Genomic DNA, 15,777 nt, shown 5'->3' with positions numbered 1-15,777 from the left:
AAGATTTTAAGGTGTGATGAAAAACTTATTTTTTCAGTGAAAATTCATGATAAGATAAAGATATTCATTATACATATTTTAAGGAGATTAAAAATGGAAATTGCAATCATTTTTATTATCGCCTATATTCTCGGTTCAATACCGTCAGGACTCTGGGTGGGTAAAGCGTTTTATAAAAAAGACATCAGAAATTTCGGCAGCGGTAACCTTGGAGCTACGAATACCTTCAGGACACTCGGCAAAAAAGCTGGAATTGTCGTGACAGTGATTGATATTTTAAAAGGAACAGCAGCTACGCTGATACCTGTTCTTTTTGGTCAGCCCGAGCTGATGCTTGTTGCTGGTGTAGTATCTGTTATTGGTCATATTTTCCCTGTATTTGCCGGTTTTAAGGGCGGGAAAGCCGTAGCCACTTCTTCCGGGGTGGTACTTGGATATGAACCGATTCTTTTTGTGCTGGTTGTACTTGTATTCCTCATTGTCTTAAAGCTGTCTAAATATGTATCACTATCCTCTATGGCAGCAGCAATATTCGGTATACTCTATTGTCTGTTCTTTACGAATGATCTGTTTTTAACGACTATAGTCGGTGTAATGTCAATTTTTATCGTAGTGAGACATAAAGATAATATCACAAGAATAAAAAACAAAACCGAACCAAAGATTAAGTGGATGTAAAAACCGTGCTGTCACATGACAGCACGGTTTTTTAATGCGCTAAATAAGGAGATACAAATATCATAATGATCGCTGCTGCAGCTAAAATGCCGGTGCCGGTTAGAAATGAACGACGGTTTTTTTTGCTTAACACAACCAGTCCAAAATAAATAATAGCACCAACTAAAATCGATAGAAGTGCTTCAACATAGTAATGAGGCTCAAGCTGAATGAAAACCTGAATCGCCAGGCCTCCAAAAATAAATGCTCCAATGATCCAAAACAGGTTTTTTTCCATCTGTAACACCCTTTCTTTGTCACGATATATAACTTACTTTATAATGTAGATTAATTAAGCAGCAACCGGCTGCATTCACGAAAGGAGTTTTTCAATTGAATATTACTTTGTCTGATGACGCTCTTGAATGGTTTAAAAGCGAAATGCAAATTGAGAAAGGCTCCCACGTAAGATTCTTTGCTAAGTATGGAGGCTCCAGTGTTGTGCAGGAAGGGTTTTCTTTAGGCGTTTCCAAGGATGAACCTGTTGAACCTGCAGCAGAAACCGAAATGTCAGGCATTCACTTCTTTGTAGAAGAAAGTGACGTCTGGTATTTTGATGGACATGATCTTCATGTAGCCTATGATACAAAACTTGAAGGTCCTGAATATGAATATAAAAAGGCTTAAACCGCAGAAATGCGGTTTTTTAATTTAAATCAAAACGCTTAATATGCTCTGTCAACCCTTCAGCTTCTAGAATTTCGATCTGTGTATGTCCAATTAAATCGTAGTGTGAGTACCCGTCTTTCCTGATATGAATCCACTCTTTTTTTAATCCATATTGACTGCCCCACTTATAAAGCTGATTAATGTTAAGTGCTCCAACCTTTGTCACAGTTTTCATCTGACTGAAGCGCTCATCGACCCAATAATGGGTTAAAAAAGCAATTTTTCCTTTATCAATATCCTGCTTCCACTTTACAAGTTCATCTCTTTTTATTCCAAATGCCATTAACCCTTACTCTCCTGCATTTCAGGCTGTTTCTTGTATTGTTCACAGGCCTCATGCCATGCCGGAAAATATTTTTTGACTGAAACGGGTCTGAAATTATCCTTTTTCACACATACATGCTTTGAAAGTCCCGAAGCTGCCAATGTACCATCATTCAGCAAAATTTCATATCCATAATAAGTTCTTAACCCATCATAGTGTTCCATCCAGGTATGTATTGTCACCTTATCCCCATACTTTGCAGGGCTTTTATAGGATATATTTATATCCATAACAGGGGCCAGAATTCCTTCGTCTTCCATGTCGGAATATTTGAATCCCATCGTCTCAATTAATGATGTACGCCCGATTTCCATCCATACTAAATAATTCGCATGATAAACAACGCCCATTTGATCAGTTTCAGCATAGCGTACTTCAATCTCTTTATTAGCTGTCAGCATGCAAAACCCTCTTTTCATTACAATGTAGCCTTATTATAGCTGAAATTTTTAAGAAAAAAAATAAAAGCACCCTATCCGGCAGGACAGAATGCGATCTGATTAGTTTTTTTCACTCCAAGTAACCCATCTTTTTTCCAGACGCTCTTCAATGCGATCCATTTTTACAGGATCTTTTTTGATGTCAGATCGATTCTCTGCCAGCAGTTCCTGAAAAGATTTACCTTTCACTCTCATTCTTTTAACACCTCCTATTTACAGTATGTCACATACGAAGAGACTTTAAACTAAAATAGTTAGAATTTTTTCATTATTCACCACAAGAAAAATCCGGCAGTCATCAAACCGCCGGATCTAATCTTTTATACAGTTAATTTATCACGCAGAACCATTCTTAAAATTCCGCCGTGACGGTAGTAATCTACTTCAACGTCTGAGTCGAAACGTGCAAGCACTTCAAATTCAGTTACTTTTCCGTCTTCGTCAGTAGCTGTCACTGTCAGGATATCACGAGGCTTCACATCGTCTGTAATATTGACAGCAATTGTTTCTTTTCCTGTTAATCCTAACGTTTCTGCACTGTCGCCTTTTTTGAACTGAAGCGGCAGGACACCCATAAATACAAGGTTTGAACGGTGTATACGCTCATAGCTTTCAGCAATGACTGTCTTAATTCCTAAAAGGTTTGTACCTTTTGCAGCCCAGTCACGTGAAGAGCCCATTCCATAGTCTTTACCTGCGAGTACAACCAGCCCTGTATTATCTTCCTGATACTTCATACAAGCATCATAGATCGCCATTACTTCACCAGTTGGCCAGTAAGTTGTATATCCACCTTCAGTACCCGGTGCAATCTGGTTACGGATACGGATATTTGCAAATGTACCACGCATCATTACTTCGTGGTTACCACGGCGGGAACCATAAGAGTTGAAATCACGGATCTCAACGCCATTCTTGCGCAGATATTTTCCTGCAGGTGTATCTTTACCAATCGCACCCGCCGGAGAAATATGGTCAGTTGTTACAGAATCTCCAAACTTACCTACAACACGCATTCCGCTAAGCGTTTCGATAGCAGATGGGTGTTCTGTAAGCCCTTCAAAGAAAGGTGGATTCTGAATGTATGTTGAATCATTTGAAAATGCATAAAGTGCATCGTCATTTGTTTCAATTTCATTCCATCTCTCGTTATTATCAAATACACGCTCATACTCTTCACGGAAAAGCTCAGGTGTTACAGTTGATTTCACGATATCATTTACTTCCTCAGTAGTTGGCCAGATGTCTTTCAGGTAGATATCCTGACCATCTTTCCCTTTACCGATTGGATCTTTTTGAAGGTCAATATCAACAGTACCTGCAAGTGCATATGCAACAACCAGCGGTGGAGAAGCCAGGTAGTTAGCACGTACTAATGGATGAATACGCCCTTCAAAGTTACGGTTTCCTGACAGCACTGATGATACAAGCAGGTCACTTTCTGAAATCGTTTTTTCAATTTCAGGAAGAAGTGGGCCTGAGTTACCAATACACGTCGTACATCCGTACCCAACAAGGTCAAAGCCCAGGCTTGCAAGTGGATCAAGCAGATTCGCATCACGAAGATAACCTGAAACGACTTTTGAACCTGGTGCAAGTGATGTTTTGACATACTTCGGTACTTCCATGCCAAGCTCAACTGCCTTTTGAGCGACTAAGCCGGCACCAAGCATTACGTATGGATTAGATGTATTGGTACAGCTTGTAATCGCAGCAATCGCAATAGCACCAGTCTTCATAGGTGCTACATCACCATTGCTGAATTCAACAACTGCTTCCTTATCGATTTCCTGTTTTTCAAGTCCGAATCCCTGAACACCTTCTTTTGCAGTAAGGGCTTTGTGGAATTCTTTTTGCATCGCTGATAACGGGATCAGATCCTGTGGACGTTTTGGTCCTGAAAGGTTCGGTTCAACGGCTGACAGGTCAAGTTCAACAACATCAGTATAGGTTGGATCTTCTTTGTCAGTTGTAAAGAACATATCATTACGCTGCAAATATTCTTTTACAACTGCAATATCACTGTCTTCACGGCCAGTTAAACGCATGTAGTTAAGTGACTCTTCATCTACAGGGAAGAATCCGCAAGTAGCACCATATTCAGGAGCCATGTTTGCGATTGTAGCACGGTCTGCAAGTGGCAGATTCGCAACGCCATCACCGAAGAATTCAACAAACTTCCCGACCACGCCTTTTTGACGGAGAACTTGTGTTACCTTCAGTGCAAGGTCAGTTGCAGTTGCACCCTGAGGCAGCTGGTTCTTAAGGCGTACACCGATTACTTCAGGAATCGGGAAATATGAAGGCTGTCCAAGCATACCTGCTTCAGCTTCAATACCACCTACACCCCATCCTAATACACCAATACCATTGATCATTGTAGTATGAGAATCAGTTCCCACTAGCGTGTCAGGGAAAGCAATTGTTTCACCGTCTGCGTTTTCAATTGCATGGACAACATTCGCAAGATACTCCAGGTTTACCTGGTGTACGATACCTGTAGCAGGTGGAACTGCACGGTAATTGTCAAATGCTTTTTGTGCCCATGAAAGGAACTGGTAACGCTCCGCATTACGTTCAAATTCAAGGTCCATGTTTACCTGAAGGGCATCAGGTGTTCCATACTTATCCACCTGAACTGAGTGGTCAATAACAAGATCAACTGGAATTTCAGGGTTGATCTTGTCAGGTGAACCACCCATTTTAGACATTGCATCACGTAATGAAGCAAGGTCCACAACTGCAGGGACACCCGTAAAATCCTGAAGAATAACACGTGAAGGTTTGAATGGAACTTCTGAATCTTTTACTTCTTCAGAACCCCAGTTTGCAAGGTTTTTAATATGATCTTCTTTAATCACTCTGCCGTCATATTGACGCAATACAGATTCGAGTAATACACGAATCGAGTATGGCAATTTAGAAATGTTTGTAAAGCCCTTTTCTTCAAGCTTCTTCAGCTCATAGTAATGATAGCGTTTACCTTCTAGCTCAAAAGACTTTTTCGATTGAAAAATATCCTGATTAGCCATCTTTTTTCCCCCTCTTCATTTTGTAAAGCGACGTTATGTAACTTTTTTCGCACAATTCAATCTTAATACAATTGAGTTCATAAGTAAATATCAATAAAGTTATGTTATTTGATAAGCATAACTTATCGAAAAATAGATTTACGATTACTTAAATAGGAATAATGGTAGCTTTAATAGATTCTTTAATCGCGTTTTATATTTTTGTTAATCCAGAGTGCTTTTTCAACATAATATTAATTTACGTTCATCAAAATATTACTGACATTTAATAACCAGTGTTCATTTCCTTTGGGAGCCATAAGCTGAACGCCAATCGGTAAATCATTGTCAGCGGTATACAGCGGTAGGCTGATTGCTGGTTGCCCGGTTAAATTTGCAAGCTGTGTATATGGGGTCAATGTTAAACTGGGCTCAAACATCCGGTAGATCAATGCCTGCTGATCCTGTGCAGAAAGTGTCTCAATCAGCTCTAACGATTTCTGCATTGTATCAGAATGTTCCAACTGCCCGATCAGTGGTGCAGTATGTGCAGCGGCAGGCGTTAAATACAGGTCATATTTTTTGTGAAAATCATGCATGACTGCAGACGCCTGATCCCATGCTGACAAACTCCGGCTGAAATCTCCGGCTGAACACTTTAAACCTGCCTGGTAAAGTGCCCAGGATTCAATTTCCACATCGTCTATCGTCAATTTCCTGTTAAGTAATCTTTCTAAATTATGTATCATAGCTGCCATTTCTCCGCTATTCATCATATAATACTGCTTCATTAATTCCTTTCCATCTAAAGACGGCATTGCCTCTTCACATTGGAACCCGGCAGCTCTGAGTCTTTCCACGGTGTTTAATACTGCCTGCTCTGCTCCCGCACTAACTGGTGTACCTACCGGTGAACTGATTGAATAAGCAACTGTAAAGTTTACCTTCTCATTTAATGAATTTTTATATCCTTTTGTGTAAAGCGGAGTATGGAAAGCCGCTGCTTTCTGATAGACCTGCATCGATTCAAGCAAACCTGCAGTATCACGAATAGACTTTGTCAGAAAAAAATCGATGGCAGCGCCCTGCCATTGTCTTCCTGCCCCAGGTCCTACAGGCATTCTCCCTCTTGTTGGTTTGAGGCCTATTAATCCTGAAAATGATGCAGGTATCCGGATTGAACCTCCCCCGTCACTTGCACCTGCCACAGGAACCATCCCGGTGCCTATTGCGGAAGCTGCCCCACCGCTTGATCCCCCGGGTGAGTGGTTATAGTTAAGCGGGTTTTTTGAAGCACCATGAAGTTTAGGTTCGGTAATATTTTTCAAACCAAACTCAGGTGCATTAGTATGACCAAGCACAACAAAACCGGCTTTTATCAGTTTATCTACAAAGTAACTGTTTTTCACGGCCCGGTTGTTTTTAAGTAGTCTAGCTCCTGCAGTTGCTGGAGAGCCCAGGACATTTTGTGACATATCCTTTAGTAAAATAGGTACGCCTGCAAATGGTGCATCAGGATTTATATATTCTGCTTCCTTTAATGCTTCCTCTATTCTCAGATGGGTCACTGCATTGACGAGCGGGTTTTCACTGTCGATGATGTTCAAAGAAGCTTCAACAGCTTCTCTCGAAGTGATATCGTTTGATTTAATTAAGCCAGCTATTCCAGTAGCATCAAACCGTTTAAATTCATCAGCATTCATTTGATACGCCTCCTATTTAGGTGCTCTGAAACCTGCCTCTTGAGCCTCCATTTCAGAACAGAACCACTCTTCAGGTATTGTCTGTTCATAGTAAGAGGAGTTTTCTGTATGATAAATTTTATCTCCCCTGGAGTTGATATTTCCTTTAATTGTACATCCTTCTGCAGGCTCATTATCCTCTACGGCAGTTTGATAATTTTCTTCTGACCATATACCGCGTTCATTATTTTTTGCTTCATCTTCTATTGCCCTGAATTCATCTACATACTTTGTATTAGGCGGGTATACTGCAACGCGCGCGAGACCTTCTTCAAGGAGCTTCTTATTAAACATCTCGCTATCATGCCAGACATAAGCAAGCAATCTGCCGTAACGGTCTCTTTCCGCTGCATCGAGTTCAAGCTCTACGGTTTCTCCTACGAGTTGCAAAGTAAATTCCGATGCTTCAGGTCCAAAGGGTTCCACTCCGACCATCGGATGCTTTGTCTCAGGAGTATCGATTAAAAGAAGTCGAACTCTTTCTACTGATCCATCGTCAAGTCTTACATCCAGCGTGTCACCGTCAACAACATAGGTTACATCTCCCGTTAATCCGCTGCCGCTGCAGCCACCCAGTATGAATGTTATTAGCAAAATTGCTATTTTTCGCATTTACTCACCGCTTTACGGATGTTTTTCAATATAGTCATGATAAAACCCAAGTACATCTTCTACATATTGATCGCTACGGTTATAAAGAAAAATAGCTCTCTCAAGATCTCCATCAGCTGCGCCATTTTGAGATAAATAATTTGCTGCACTGTACACTGCATCCTCAATATCATATGGATCTGCTAAACCATCATCATTTGCATCAATACCATAACCGCCATATTGCTCAATCGCTGAAGGATCCGTTAAATCTTTCTCAGGAATATCGCCTTCACCAAGTCCCTCACAGCTCGGATGAGCCCACCCGATAAATGTACAGGGCATAAAGTAGAGTAAGAACCCGGCGCCTTAACATATTGCTATGTCAGGTTTCCAAGAACTCCTCCCCGAACCGTACGTACACCTTTCAGCGTATACGGCTCTCCACCTATCAATCTAACTTACCGTTATGTAAATCAACGTGGCATTTCTTGCATAATGCCATTGTTTTACGGTTTCTCTCAATCATACGCTTTTCCCATCGCTTTTTGCCTTCGAGGTCTTTTAACTTCTTAATGTGATGAATTTCTATTTCCACATTTGTGGCATGACACCATTCACATTCTTTCGCTACAAGCCTTTCAATCAGACCGGTTCGATTGTAAATGATATTTCTTGTCATAGAAATAATGTCAACATCGGCATATGAGGATGGTAACAATTTCTTTTTGAATCCATCTTTATAAAAGAATGCGATTTTACTGCCATCGGCAGTTTCGTACCTCACCGCAAAATCTCCATTTATGCTGTATTTTTTGTGGATTTTTCTAACGCTTGATTTATATTTGTTTGCGAACGTTTTATACATGCTGTATTCCATAATGAATTTGAATCCATCTAATTTATATACATTGTTCGCTAACTTGTAGTAGTTATATAAACCTCTGATCTCTGCGTTGTAAATCGTCAATATTTCAAGGTCATCGTTTTGCAGAAGATGCGCCCGATGAACAGACTTCCATTTTTGTGTCTTTTCGTCTATTTCTAACGCTTTATATTCGATTAATTTATTTCGCCATATTTCGTGCGGTAATAGAAGTTCACAGCTCATTGTACGTGTACGTTGTTTATGTCCACTAGCTGTGTATTTTGTAGTTTTATTATCATGACTAATCTTAATGTCATACCCAAGAAATCTTGCTCTTTTACTAGAATGAGTAATGAGCGTTTTTTCTTGTGATAATTCGATTTTCAACTCTTCCGTAAGGAAAGTGCTGATGTCATGTTTTATTTGTTTACAATCTTCTTTACTGCCAATAACTCCGATTAGGAAATCATCGGCATAGCGCACATATTGTATTCGTTTGTAGTTATCGTCCATAGGGTCTTTATAGGGTAGTTCCATCATGTGATTTTTTAACTCGTCCAAGTGTTGAAGTGCTTGCTCTTTTTCTTCCTCGCTCATTTCTTCCCATTTTTCCTTATACCTTGCGTTTGCCCGGTATAGTCTAGCCTCTCTTGTGCGATATTCTTTTAGACGTTTTCTACCTTTACCCTTATCAAATTTATCTTTGTAAGCTAAGACAAAGTTATCTAATTCATTCAGATAGATATTTGATAGGATAGGGCTGATAATTCCGCCTTGTGGAGTACCACTGTAAGTTTTGTGATATTGCCAGTCCTCTAGGTATCCTGCTTTGAGGAACTTCCAGATTAAATCGATAAATTTCCCATCATTTATTCTTCGTTTAAGAAGATCAATTAATCTGTGATGGTCAATATTATCAAAAAATCCCTTTATATCACCTTCCACAAACCATTTAACACCCGTAAATCTGCCTTTTACTTGCGTTAATGCAGTGTGGCAACTTTTTTCTTTTCTGAAACCATGGGAATGTATTGAGAAAGTTTCTTCGTACATTGCTTCAAGTAAATTTCTTACTACTTCTTGGACTAATTTATCTTCGAAAGATGGTATCCCTAACGGTCTTTTACCACCGTTCTTTTTCGGAATATAAACCCTTTTAGACGGTTTTGGTTGATAGCTACAATCTTTTAGGCTTTCAATTAATCTTTCGATACGTTCTAGACTCATACCATCAATGGTTTGTCCATCAACACCTTGTGTCATGTTGCCTTCTTTCGCATAGATCTTAGCGTAAGCCATTAAAAAGAATTCCACGTTATACAAATTCCGATAGATTCGTTCAAATTTGTAACTTTCGCGTGTTGATTGTTTTGTTAGACTGTCTAACACAATGTTTGGACTTCTCATAGAGCCTCACGCTCCTTTCCAATTTCCGTTAGACTTGATAAGCTGTTCTCCTTCGCCATGTGATGGGCTTTCCCCATCTCGGACTACTATGAGAACTCCGTTACCATATCAGATATTCAGATACTGTTTATCATAGCTTTATGTTTAAAGCGTTCTGACGTAGGTAATCACCATTTAGCACATATAAGAACAAGCGCGATGTAATGTCGGATATGACGTTCGTCCTTTACTATTTATTAGAGTTGGTCAGCGATAGACTACTCACTTTTGACATGCAATTCATCAAAGTGTATTCAGAGATGGCTTCCAATTAACCATTCTGTTTCGCTGTATGACGTATGTAACCATCTTCCGTCATAGGTGGACCAATAACCCCCTTGGACTATCATTCAGGCAGTTTAGCTTTTATCCTCGTTTACATCTTTTCATTTTGCTATTCAGTCGTATCGAGATGATTCGATAACTTATAGCTTTCCCAACATGCTACACTCCCCGATATTTGGTTTCCCTCACGGATAAGTTGGGTAATGATAGGCTTTGTAGTCTTGCCTACTCCTTGCTAGAGGAGATTTCTTATATGACCTTATGGTCGCACTTGCATGTGGCCTTCTGCTCCAACCGGTGAAATAAGTGTGTCCATTGTGGAAAATCGCGTTTCTACGCGGTGGTGAGCTGCCAGCAATTGCCATTCAATACCATACTCTTTAGCTGCGCTTTGATAAACAGGTATGAACTCTTCAGGAATTTTGAGTTCCACCGGTGCCCCACTGTGCTCTAACATGTCCAGCGTCTTACCTCTAAATCCTTCATCACTCAATACAACAAATAGCGTAGAAAATAACAATACTGTGATAAATGTCAGCAATAAAGCTGCTATTCCGCGTTTTCTAAGTTTTCTCTTTTGTTTTTTAGCCACTAAATGTACCTCTTCTTTGTCTTTCATATTCACTCACCCTCACATTGTAACGGAATAATCGTAAAGTGAACAGAAGTTAGAGCTGTTGTTGTTTTTGACTTTTAGCCTGTTTGTCCAGAATCACTGTATTTAATTTCTTTAAAGATGAGATAACTGATTCGATTTCCTGTATTGAAAGATGTGTGTAATATTCTTCTCTTACTTTTTCATTAAAATCTTTTATTCTTCTCGCAAACATCCGCCCTTTTGGTCCCAGATAAATGAGCGTTTCTCTTTTATTTTCAGGGTTTTGCTCCCTTTCAATAAACCGCTCTTTTTCAAGCCTTGAGATTACCTGACTGATTGCGCTTTTAGACACCTGAAACTCTTTAACGAGATCTGTTGCGGTCAAGGGTGCAAACTTCACGCAAAACATCAGATAGCTCTCCTGCTGAGGGGTCAAATTAAATTGGCTGAGTGTATGTAGATCATCAGTTAATAGTCTGCTTGTTTCATCAAATGTTTCGTGAAGCTCTCTGACATAGGAATCGAGCGATTTCATCATCATTCTCCTTTATAGTTAAGTTAACTTAACTTTATTATCATAACATTTTTACTTAAATTTAGACAATATTAATGCTGGATACCTTTCTTTTCACAATAGCTGCGCTTAAGTCGGTTGTTGATATCCGCTTCACGAAGGCTTTGCGAACGGACGGTGAGCCTGCAGGCTTCGCCTAGCCTCAAGCGTCCCTGCCTTCAAGCCGCCGCCCTTACGCTTCAACCATTTACTGTGCAGAAACGACAATAATCTTTAACATTAAAAAGCACGCTGACACCAGGTAGATCCTGATGTCCAGCGTGCTTTTATTGAAACCGATAGGATTAATTTTTCTTATCCTTTTCAGCAGTCTTCTCTTTTACTGGCTTCTTTTTAGGTCTTAGCATTAATCCAAGATCTTTACGCTCCTGGTTAAGTGCTTTATAAGTCGATATCATCATTAATATCATCACAAAGGAGAAAGGAAATGCTGCTACGATCAATGCGTTTTGTAACGCCTGCAGTCCATTTGCAGAAAGCAGGATGACTGCTACTAATGATTGTGCAATACCCCAAGTCAGTTTTACTGTATTCGGTGGAGTCAGTGAACCGTACGTAGTCTGCATCCCCAAGACGAATGTTGCTGAGTCGGCTGATGTAATAAAGAATGTACTGATCAGCAGAATGGCAATGACTGACAAGATAACACCGAGTTGGTACTCACTAAATACAGCAAATAATACTTCTTCTGTGAGTAAACCCGTCAGGTCTACGTTCCCCTGCTGCTGTACATTGATAGAGCTTGATCCGAATACTGCAAACCAGAAAAAGCTGACCAGCGATGGCAGTAAAAGTACCCCGGCCATAAATTCTCTGATTGTTCGCCCACGTGAAACGCGGGCAATAAAGATACCAACAAATGGTGACCATGAGATCCACCATGCCCAGTAGAAGATTGTCCAGGCATTTATCCAGTCGCGGTTTCCTTCATCAAGCGGTGCGATTCTAAAGCTCATCTCAAGTAAATTCTGTGCATAAGCACCAAGAGAGTTTGTAAAGAGATTCAGAATTAGCATTGTAGGTCCAATCACCAGCATGACAACCATTAAAATGACTGCAAGAATCATATTTGTATTAGATAAATATCTGATCCCTTTGCTGATTCCGGTCCAGGCAGAAATCATAAATAAAACTGTTACAACTGCAATAATAATTACCTGAGTTGTAAAGCTGATTTCAATTCCTGTTAAGTAAGAAAGACCACCATTGATCTGAATTGCGCCAAACCCAAGAGTTGTCGCAACACCAACAACCGTAGCAAATACTGCAAGTACATCAACTACAGTACCCCAGCCTCCACGCATTCTTTCTCCAAATAGCGGGATAAGTGTCGCAGAGATTAGTCCAGGTTCATCTTTACGGAACTTAAAGTATGCAAGCGCAAGTGCAACTACTGCATAAATCGCCCAGGCATGAAGCCCCCAGTGAAAGAATGTATATTGCATCGAATCTTTTAAAGCCTCATCGCTTCCTGCTTCAGCGAGCGGTGGATCACTTGCAAAGTGAAGCATCGGCTCCGCTGCCCCCCAGAATACGAGTCCGATACCCATACCGGCACTAAACAGCATAGCAAACCATGTGCTGGTAGAATATTCAGGACGCTCATCAGGCTTTCCGAGTCTGATTTGTCCGATAGGTGTTATAGCGAGAACAGCACAAAAGATAACCATGCCAGTAACTATAATTAAGTAGTACCAGCCAAAAGTAGAGGAAATGAAAGCCTGAAGACTTGCTGTTCCTTCTTCAAAGCTGGTCGGTGCAGCGATGGAATAAATGACTGCTGCAAGTACAATTGCTAATGTAATCCAAAAAACACTTGATATTTTTTTCATTTTGCTCTCCTTCCATTAGATTTATTGTGTCCATACTACATGACTATACAAAAAATGGTAAAATAGCCTTCTGGTCATTAGGGACTACATTTCTATACCCTTAACCTGATATTAAAAACACGTCTATGATCGTAACATACTGCCATGAAGCCTTACAAGGGATAAGGAGTCAAAAAAATAAACACCTATTTAAAATAGGTGTTTTAGGATAAATTATCTAATCCAGATCTTCAAAGTGAATGTCCGGTTCCTCAGGTGCCTCAGGCATTTGTAATTCAGAGTTTATTTCACTGTTTTCCCCGGTTCTATTTTTATCAATTTGGTCATCTGAATCGTTTTTTTGTTCAGTCTGACTTTCAGGCTCTTGTTCGAACCATTCATTGACTGTGCTGCTTGAATCGGCAGGAGGAGAGTTTTCCCCTTCACCATCAGGGCTCTTCTCTGGTGAATCATTACCGTCAGGGTCCTCATTCAAGAAGTCCTCAGTCTCAGGTACTTTTTGTTCAGATTGAGGCGGCTCAGATTCAGTCACATTTTCGTCTGATAGTAAAAGCATGATGATCATTACAGTACTTAAAATCAGCACTGTTGACATGATAATTAGTAAAGTCCACTGCTTACTGTTCAAACCGGTCCTCCTAAATTAATAAGTAGTCAGTTTTAACGTTTTTTGCATCCAGTAAATACCTCTTTGCCAAAAAGAAAGTGAATCCTGAAATTCTTCAAGAGGAACTGTATATTCTGCCCCTTCATTATTCCACAACTGATTAAAATACTGTTCTGTATCAACCATTACTTCTTCAGAGAGAGGCCCTGTAATCGTTAAATTATTTTCAAGATTATAGTTTTTCAAATTTCTCATCGTAAAATTTGCAGAGCCTGAAACTATGATGCCCTTATCAGATGTTTTAACATACATCATTTTAGGATGATATTGCTCTATATCAACATTGTACCAGCGTACATTAATTAACTCTTCTGTGTTTTCATTTAGCTCATTGACAACCGGTCTGTTAGGTAGACCCGTCTTTTTATTACCAAATGCTGTTTCATTAGGATCGAGGATCATTGAGACATTTACACCTTTATTCGCAGCATCTGTTAATGCTTCTACAATGTTTGGTTCTGAAAGATAAAACATTGCCAGCCAAATTTCATCTCCGGATTCGGTTTCACCAATGGCATTCAGCACCTGTGATAATGTTTCACCCTCTGTTGTATATGTTACATCCAAACCATTTTCAGAAACTGTATTCTCAGAATAAAAAGTTGGAAAACTTTCTTGATAGCCGGACATTTTAGCAACAGCCTCTTCTGCTTTTAACATGTCACCAATAATAGGTCCTGACACTTCATAAGCTACATTGCTGTGAAAACCTGATTCATTATGTGCATTTGCTGACATCACCATTGCATGCTGCTCAGTAATCACTGCTTTACGATGATTCGCTTTTACATTTGCTAAAGCAAGATAGGACCTGACCGTCATTTTGGGCCCGCCATCAACAAACGGATTCATAATCCAGCCTGTCCCGCTCTGACCTAAATACATTGGCCCCATACGCCATGCAGAGGAATAAAGCGGCGTCGGGTCTCTCAATGGTTCAAGATTTGTCAGCACAACATCGATTCCTGCTTCCTTCATTGGCTCAAGCCATGCTCCTTCATATGATCCGTAGCCTGTATTAAAAGGGTCGGTAATAAAAATAATCGGCATATCAGTGTTCATCTGTTTCTTCTGAATCAGGCGGTCCATTAATTCACCGCTCAGATCAGGGAACCCTTTATCTTCACTGACTCTGCCATCCATCATAAACATATCAATTACAATAAAATCCTCTGCTTCTTCAATCATTTCATACACTCGATCAAAAATCTGGTGATCAAGCGTTCTATCACCATTCGCAGTCGTAGTCAGATCACGATAGAACTTAACATTTTCAGCTTCTCTAACGTCACTTCTGTATGCAATACCTTCAGGAAGCGGTTTATATTGATGATAAATCATCATACAAATGTAAATGGCTGCAAACGCCAATAAATACCATCTTTTTTTCTTATACCACTTCTTTTTCACTTTTTTCCTCCGAATCAGCTGTCTCCAAGTGCTTTCAGGTCAGCAATAATTTCATCTTCCGGTACTGACTCATATCCATCATAGCTTTTGACAACGGTTCCTTCCGGACTAATCAGATAAATACTTGTTGGGTGAGTCATCTGATCTGAACTCGGATCATCTACCACAAGACCCTGAAAAGAATCAAGCGCAAGTGAACTGATTTCATCAAACTCATATCCGGTTAAGAAATCCCAATTATCTTCATTTAAATCATATCGCCCCATGAATTCCTGCAATACCTCAGGGGTATCTTTCTCAGGATCAACGCTGAATGAAACCATACGGTAATTTTCCACACCTTCACCCTCTATGGCTTTCTGTAATCCAGTCATATTATACGTCATCGGCGGACAGACTGTGTCGCAATTTGTAAAAATAAAGTTGGCAACAACCGGAGTTCCCTGTAAATCTTCACTCGACAGCTGCTCTCCGTTATGGTTAATAAAATCAAAAGCTTTTAAATCTCTTTCCATATTACCTTCAAATCCGCCTGAGCAGGCAGACATCAGTATTACTGCGGTTAATCCCACAGTCATAAATTTTTTATTCATGAAAAAGCT

17 protein-coding genes are annotated in these 15,777 nt (G+C 40.0%); 2 read left to right on the top strand and 15 right to left on the bottom strand.

The window, feature by feature from the left end; translation table 11 throughout:
• Positions 1 to 93: 93 nt before the first annotated feature.
• Positions 94 to 678, top strand: coding sequence for a glycerol-3-phosphate 1-O-acyltransferase PlsY (plsY, locus tag LG330_RS09475; protein ID WP_404409387.1), 585 nt, complete (start codon positions 94 to 96; stop codon positions 676 to 678).
• 31 nt (positions 679 to 709) lie between these two features.
• Here the strand turns inward: plsY and LG330_RS09470 are convergent, their stop codons facing one another.
• Entirely contained in the window at positions 710 to 955 is a 246-nt protein-coding gene (locus LG330_RS09470) for a twin-arginine translocation signal domain-containing protein (RefSeq protein ID WP_404409385.1), read from the bottom strand.
• A 95-nt stretch (positions 956 to 1,050) separates the two neighbouring features.
• On the opposite strand from LG330_RS09470, the gene LG330_RS09465 reads away from it, so the two are divergent.
• Positions 1,051 to 1,344, top strand: a complete 294-nt coding sequence (locus LG330_RS09465; protein WP_404409383.1) for a HesB/YadR/YfhF family protein — start codon at positions 1,051 to 1,053, stop codon at positions 1,342 to 1,344.
• Between the two features lie 19 nt (positions 1,345 to 1,363).
• Here the strand turns inward: LG330_RS09465 and LG330_RS09460 are convergent, their stop codons facing one another.
• The 14 genes from LG330_RS09460 to LG330_RS09395 form a co-directional block, all read right to left on the bottom strand.
• Positions 1,364 to 1,669 carry a hypothetical protein gene (locus LG330_RS09460; protein ID WP_404409381.1) on the bottom strand — a complete coding sequence of 102 codons (306 nt, stop codon included), beginning with the start codon at positions 1,667 to 1,669 and terminating at the stop codon, positions 1,364 to 1,366.
• Positions 1,669 to 2,112, bottom strand: a complete 444-nt coding sequence (locus LG330_RS09455; protein ID WP_404409379.1) for an acyl-CoA thioesterase — start codon at positions 2,110 to 2,112, stop codon at positions 1,669 to 1,671. The genes LG330_RS09460 and LG330_RS09455 overlap by 1 nt, the downstream gene beginning before the upstream one ends.
• Before the next feature lie 99 nt (positions 2,113 to 2,211).
• Entirely contained in the window at positions 2,212 to 2,346 is a 135-nt protein-coding gene (locus LG330_RS09450; RefSeq protein ID WP_404409377.1) for an FbpB family small basic protein, read from the bottom strand.
• Positions 2,347 to 2,471: 125 nt separating this feature from the next.
• Positions 2,472 to 5,183 (bottom strand): aconitate hydratase AcnA, encoded by a 2,712-nt coding sequence (acnA, locus tag LG330_RS09445; protein WP_404409375.1) that lies wholly within the window; start codon positions 5,181 to 5,183, stop codon positions 2,472 to 2,474.
• A 233-nt stretch (positions 5,184 to 5,416) separates the two neighbouring features.
• Positions 5,417 to 6,865 (bottom strand): amidase, encoded by a 1,449-nt coding sequence (locus LG330_RS09440; RefSeq protein ID WP_404409374.1) that lies wholly within the window; start codon positions 6,863 to 6,865, stop codon positions 5,417 to 5,419.
• Positions 6,866 to 6,877: 12 nt separating this feature from the next.
• Entirely contained in the window at positions 6,878 to 7,516 is a 639-nt protein-coding gene (locus tag LG330_RS09435; RefSeq protein WP_404409372.1) for a thermonuclease family protein, read from the bottom strand.
• A 12-nt stretch (positions 7,517 to 7,528) separates the two neighbouring features.
• Positions 7,529 to 7,840, bottom strand: a complete 312-nt coding sequence (locus tag LG330_RS09430) for a hypothetical protein (protein WP_404409370.1) — start codon at positions 7,838 to 7,840, stop codon at positions 7,529 to 7,531.
• 106 nt (positions 7,841 to 7,946) lie between these two features.
• Positions 7,947 to 9,770 carry a reverse transcriptase domain-containing protein gene (locus LG330_RS09425; RefSeq protein ID WP_404409368.1) on the bottom strand — a complete coding sequence of 608 codons (1,824 nt, stop codon included), beginning with the start codon at positions 9,768 to 9,770 and terminating at the stop codon, positions 7,947 to 7,949.
• A gap of 583 nt (positions 9,771 to 10,353) precedes the next feature.
• Positions 10,354 to 10,713 (bottom strand): hypothetical protein, encoded by a 360-nt coding sequence (locus LG330_RS09420; RefSeq protein WP_404409366.1) that lies wholly within the window; start codon positions 10,711 to 10,713, stop codon positions 10,354 to 10,356.
• 49 nt (positions 10,714 to 10,762) lie between these two features.
• The gene (locus LG330_RS09415) at positions 10,763 to 11,227 is read right to left on the bottom strand and encodes a MarR family winged helix-turn-helix transcriptional regulator (protein ID WP_404409365.1); all 465 of its coding nucleotides are present in this window, start codon (positions 11,225 to 11,227) and stop codon (positions 10,763 to 10,765) included.
• A 323-nt stretch (positions 11,228 to 11,550) separates the two neighbouring features.
• Positions 11,551 to 13,098, bottom strand: coding sequence for a BCCT family transporter (locus LG330_RS09410; RefSeq protein WP_404409363.1), 1,548 nt, complete (start codon positions 13,096 to 13,098; stop codon positions 11,551 to 11,553).
• 217 nt (positions 13,099 to 13,315) lie between these two features.
• Positions 13,316 to 13,726, bottom strand: a complete 411-nt coding sequence (locus LG330_RS09405; RefSeq protein WP_404409361.1) for a hypothetical protein — start codon at positions 13,724 to 13,726, stop codon at positions 13,316 to 13,318.
• Positions 13,727 to 13,741: 15 nt separating this feature from the next.
• On the bottom strand, positions 13,742 to 15,175 hold the full coding sequence (locus tag LG330_RS09400; protein ID WP_404409359.1) for a phospholipase D family protein: 1,434 nt from the start codon (positions 15,173 to 15,175) through the stop codon (positions 13,742 to 13,744).
• A gap of 14 nt (positions 15,176 to 15,189) precedes the next feature.
• Positions 15,190 to 15,768: an SCO family protein gene (locus tag LG330_RS09395; RefSeq protein ID WP_404409357.1), complete on the bottom strand. Its 579-nt coding sequence runs from the start codon at positions 15,766 to 15,768 to the stop codon at positions 15,190 to 15,192.
• Positions 15,769 to 15,777: the final 9 nt, after the last annotated feature.

The organism is Jeotgalibacillus malaysiensis (assembly GCF_044789845.1).
GTDB lineage: Bacteria > Bacillota > Bacilli > Bacillales > Jeotgalibacillaceae > Jeotgalibacillus > Jeotgalibacillus malaysiensis_A.
This window is presented reverse-complemented; position numbering and strand designations above follow the sequence as displayed.

Coding starts and splice junctions, on each gene's coding strand:
- plsY (WP_404409387.1), top strand. CDS start 94: ATGGAAATTGCAATCATTTTTATTATCGCCTATATTCTCGGTTCAATA.
- LG330_RS09470 (WP_404409385.1), bottom strand. CDS start 955: ATGGAAAAAAACCTGTTTTGGATCATTGGAGCATTTATTTTTGGAGGC.
- LG330_RS09460 (WP_404409381.1), bottom strand. CDS start 1,669: ATGGCATTTGGAATAAAAAGAGATGAACTTGTAAAGTGGAAGCAGGAT.
- LG330_RS09455 (WP_404409379.1), bottom strand. CDS start 2,112: ATGCTGACAGCTAATAAAGAGATTGAAGTACGCTATGCTGAAACTGAT.
- LG330_RS09450 (WP_404409377.1), bottom strand. CDS start 2,346: ATGAGAGTGAAAGGTAAATCTTTTCAGGAACTGCTGGCAGAGAATCGA.
- acnA (WP_404409375.1), bottom strand. CDS start 5,183: ATGGCTAATCAGGATATTTTTCAATCGAAAAAGTCTTTTGAGCTAGAA.
- LG330_RS09440 (WP_404409374.1), bottom strand. CDS start 6,865: ATGAATGCTGATGAATTTAAACGGTTTGATGCTACTGGAATAGCTGGC.
- LG330_RS09435 (WP_404409372.1), bottom strand. CDS start 7,516: ATGCGAAAAATAGCAATTTTGCTAATAACATTCATACTGGGTGGCTGC.
- LG330_RS09430 (WP_404409370.1), bottom strand. CDS start 7,840: ATGCCCTGTACATTTATCGGGTGGGCTCATCCGAGCTGTGAGGGACTT.
- LG330_RS09425 (WP_404409368.1), bottom strand. CDS start 9,770: ATGAGAAGTCCAAACATTGTGTTAGACAGTCTAACAAAACAATCAACA.
- LG330_RS09420 (WP_404409366.1), bottom strand. CDS start 10,713: ATGAAAGACAAAGAAGAGGTACATTTAGTGGCTAAAAAACAAAAGAGA.
- LG330_RS09415 (WP_404409365.1), bottom strand. CDS start 11,227: ATGAAATCGCTCGATTCCTATGTCAGAGAGCTTCACGAAACATTTGAT.
- LG330_RS09410 (WP_404409363.1), bottom strand. CDS start 13,098: ATGAAAAAAATATCAAGTGTTTTTTGGATTACATTAGCAATTGTACTT.
- LG330_RS09395 (WP_404409357.1), bottom strand. CDS start 15,768: ATGAATAAAAAATTTATGACTGTGGGATTAACCGCAGTAATACTGATG.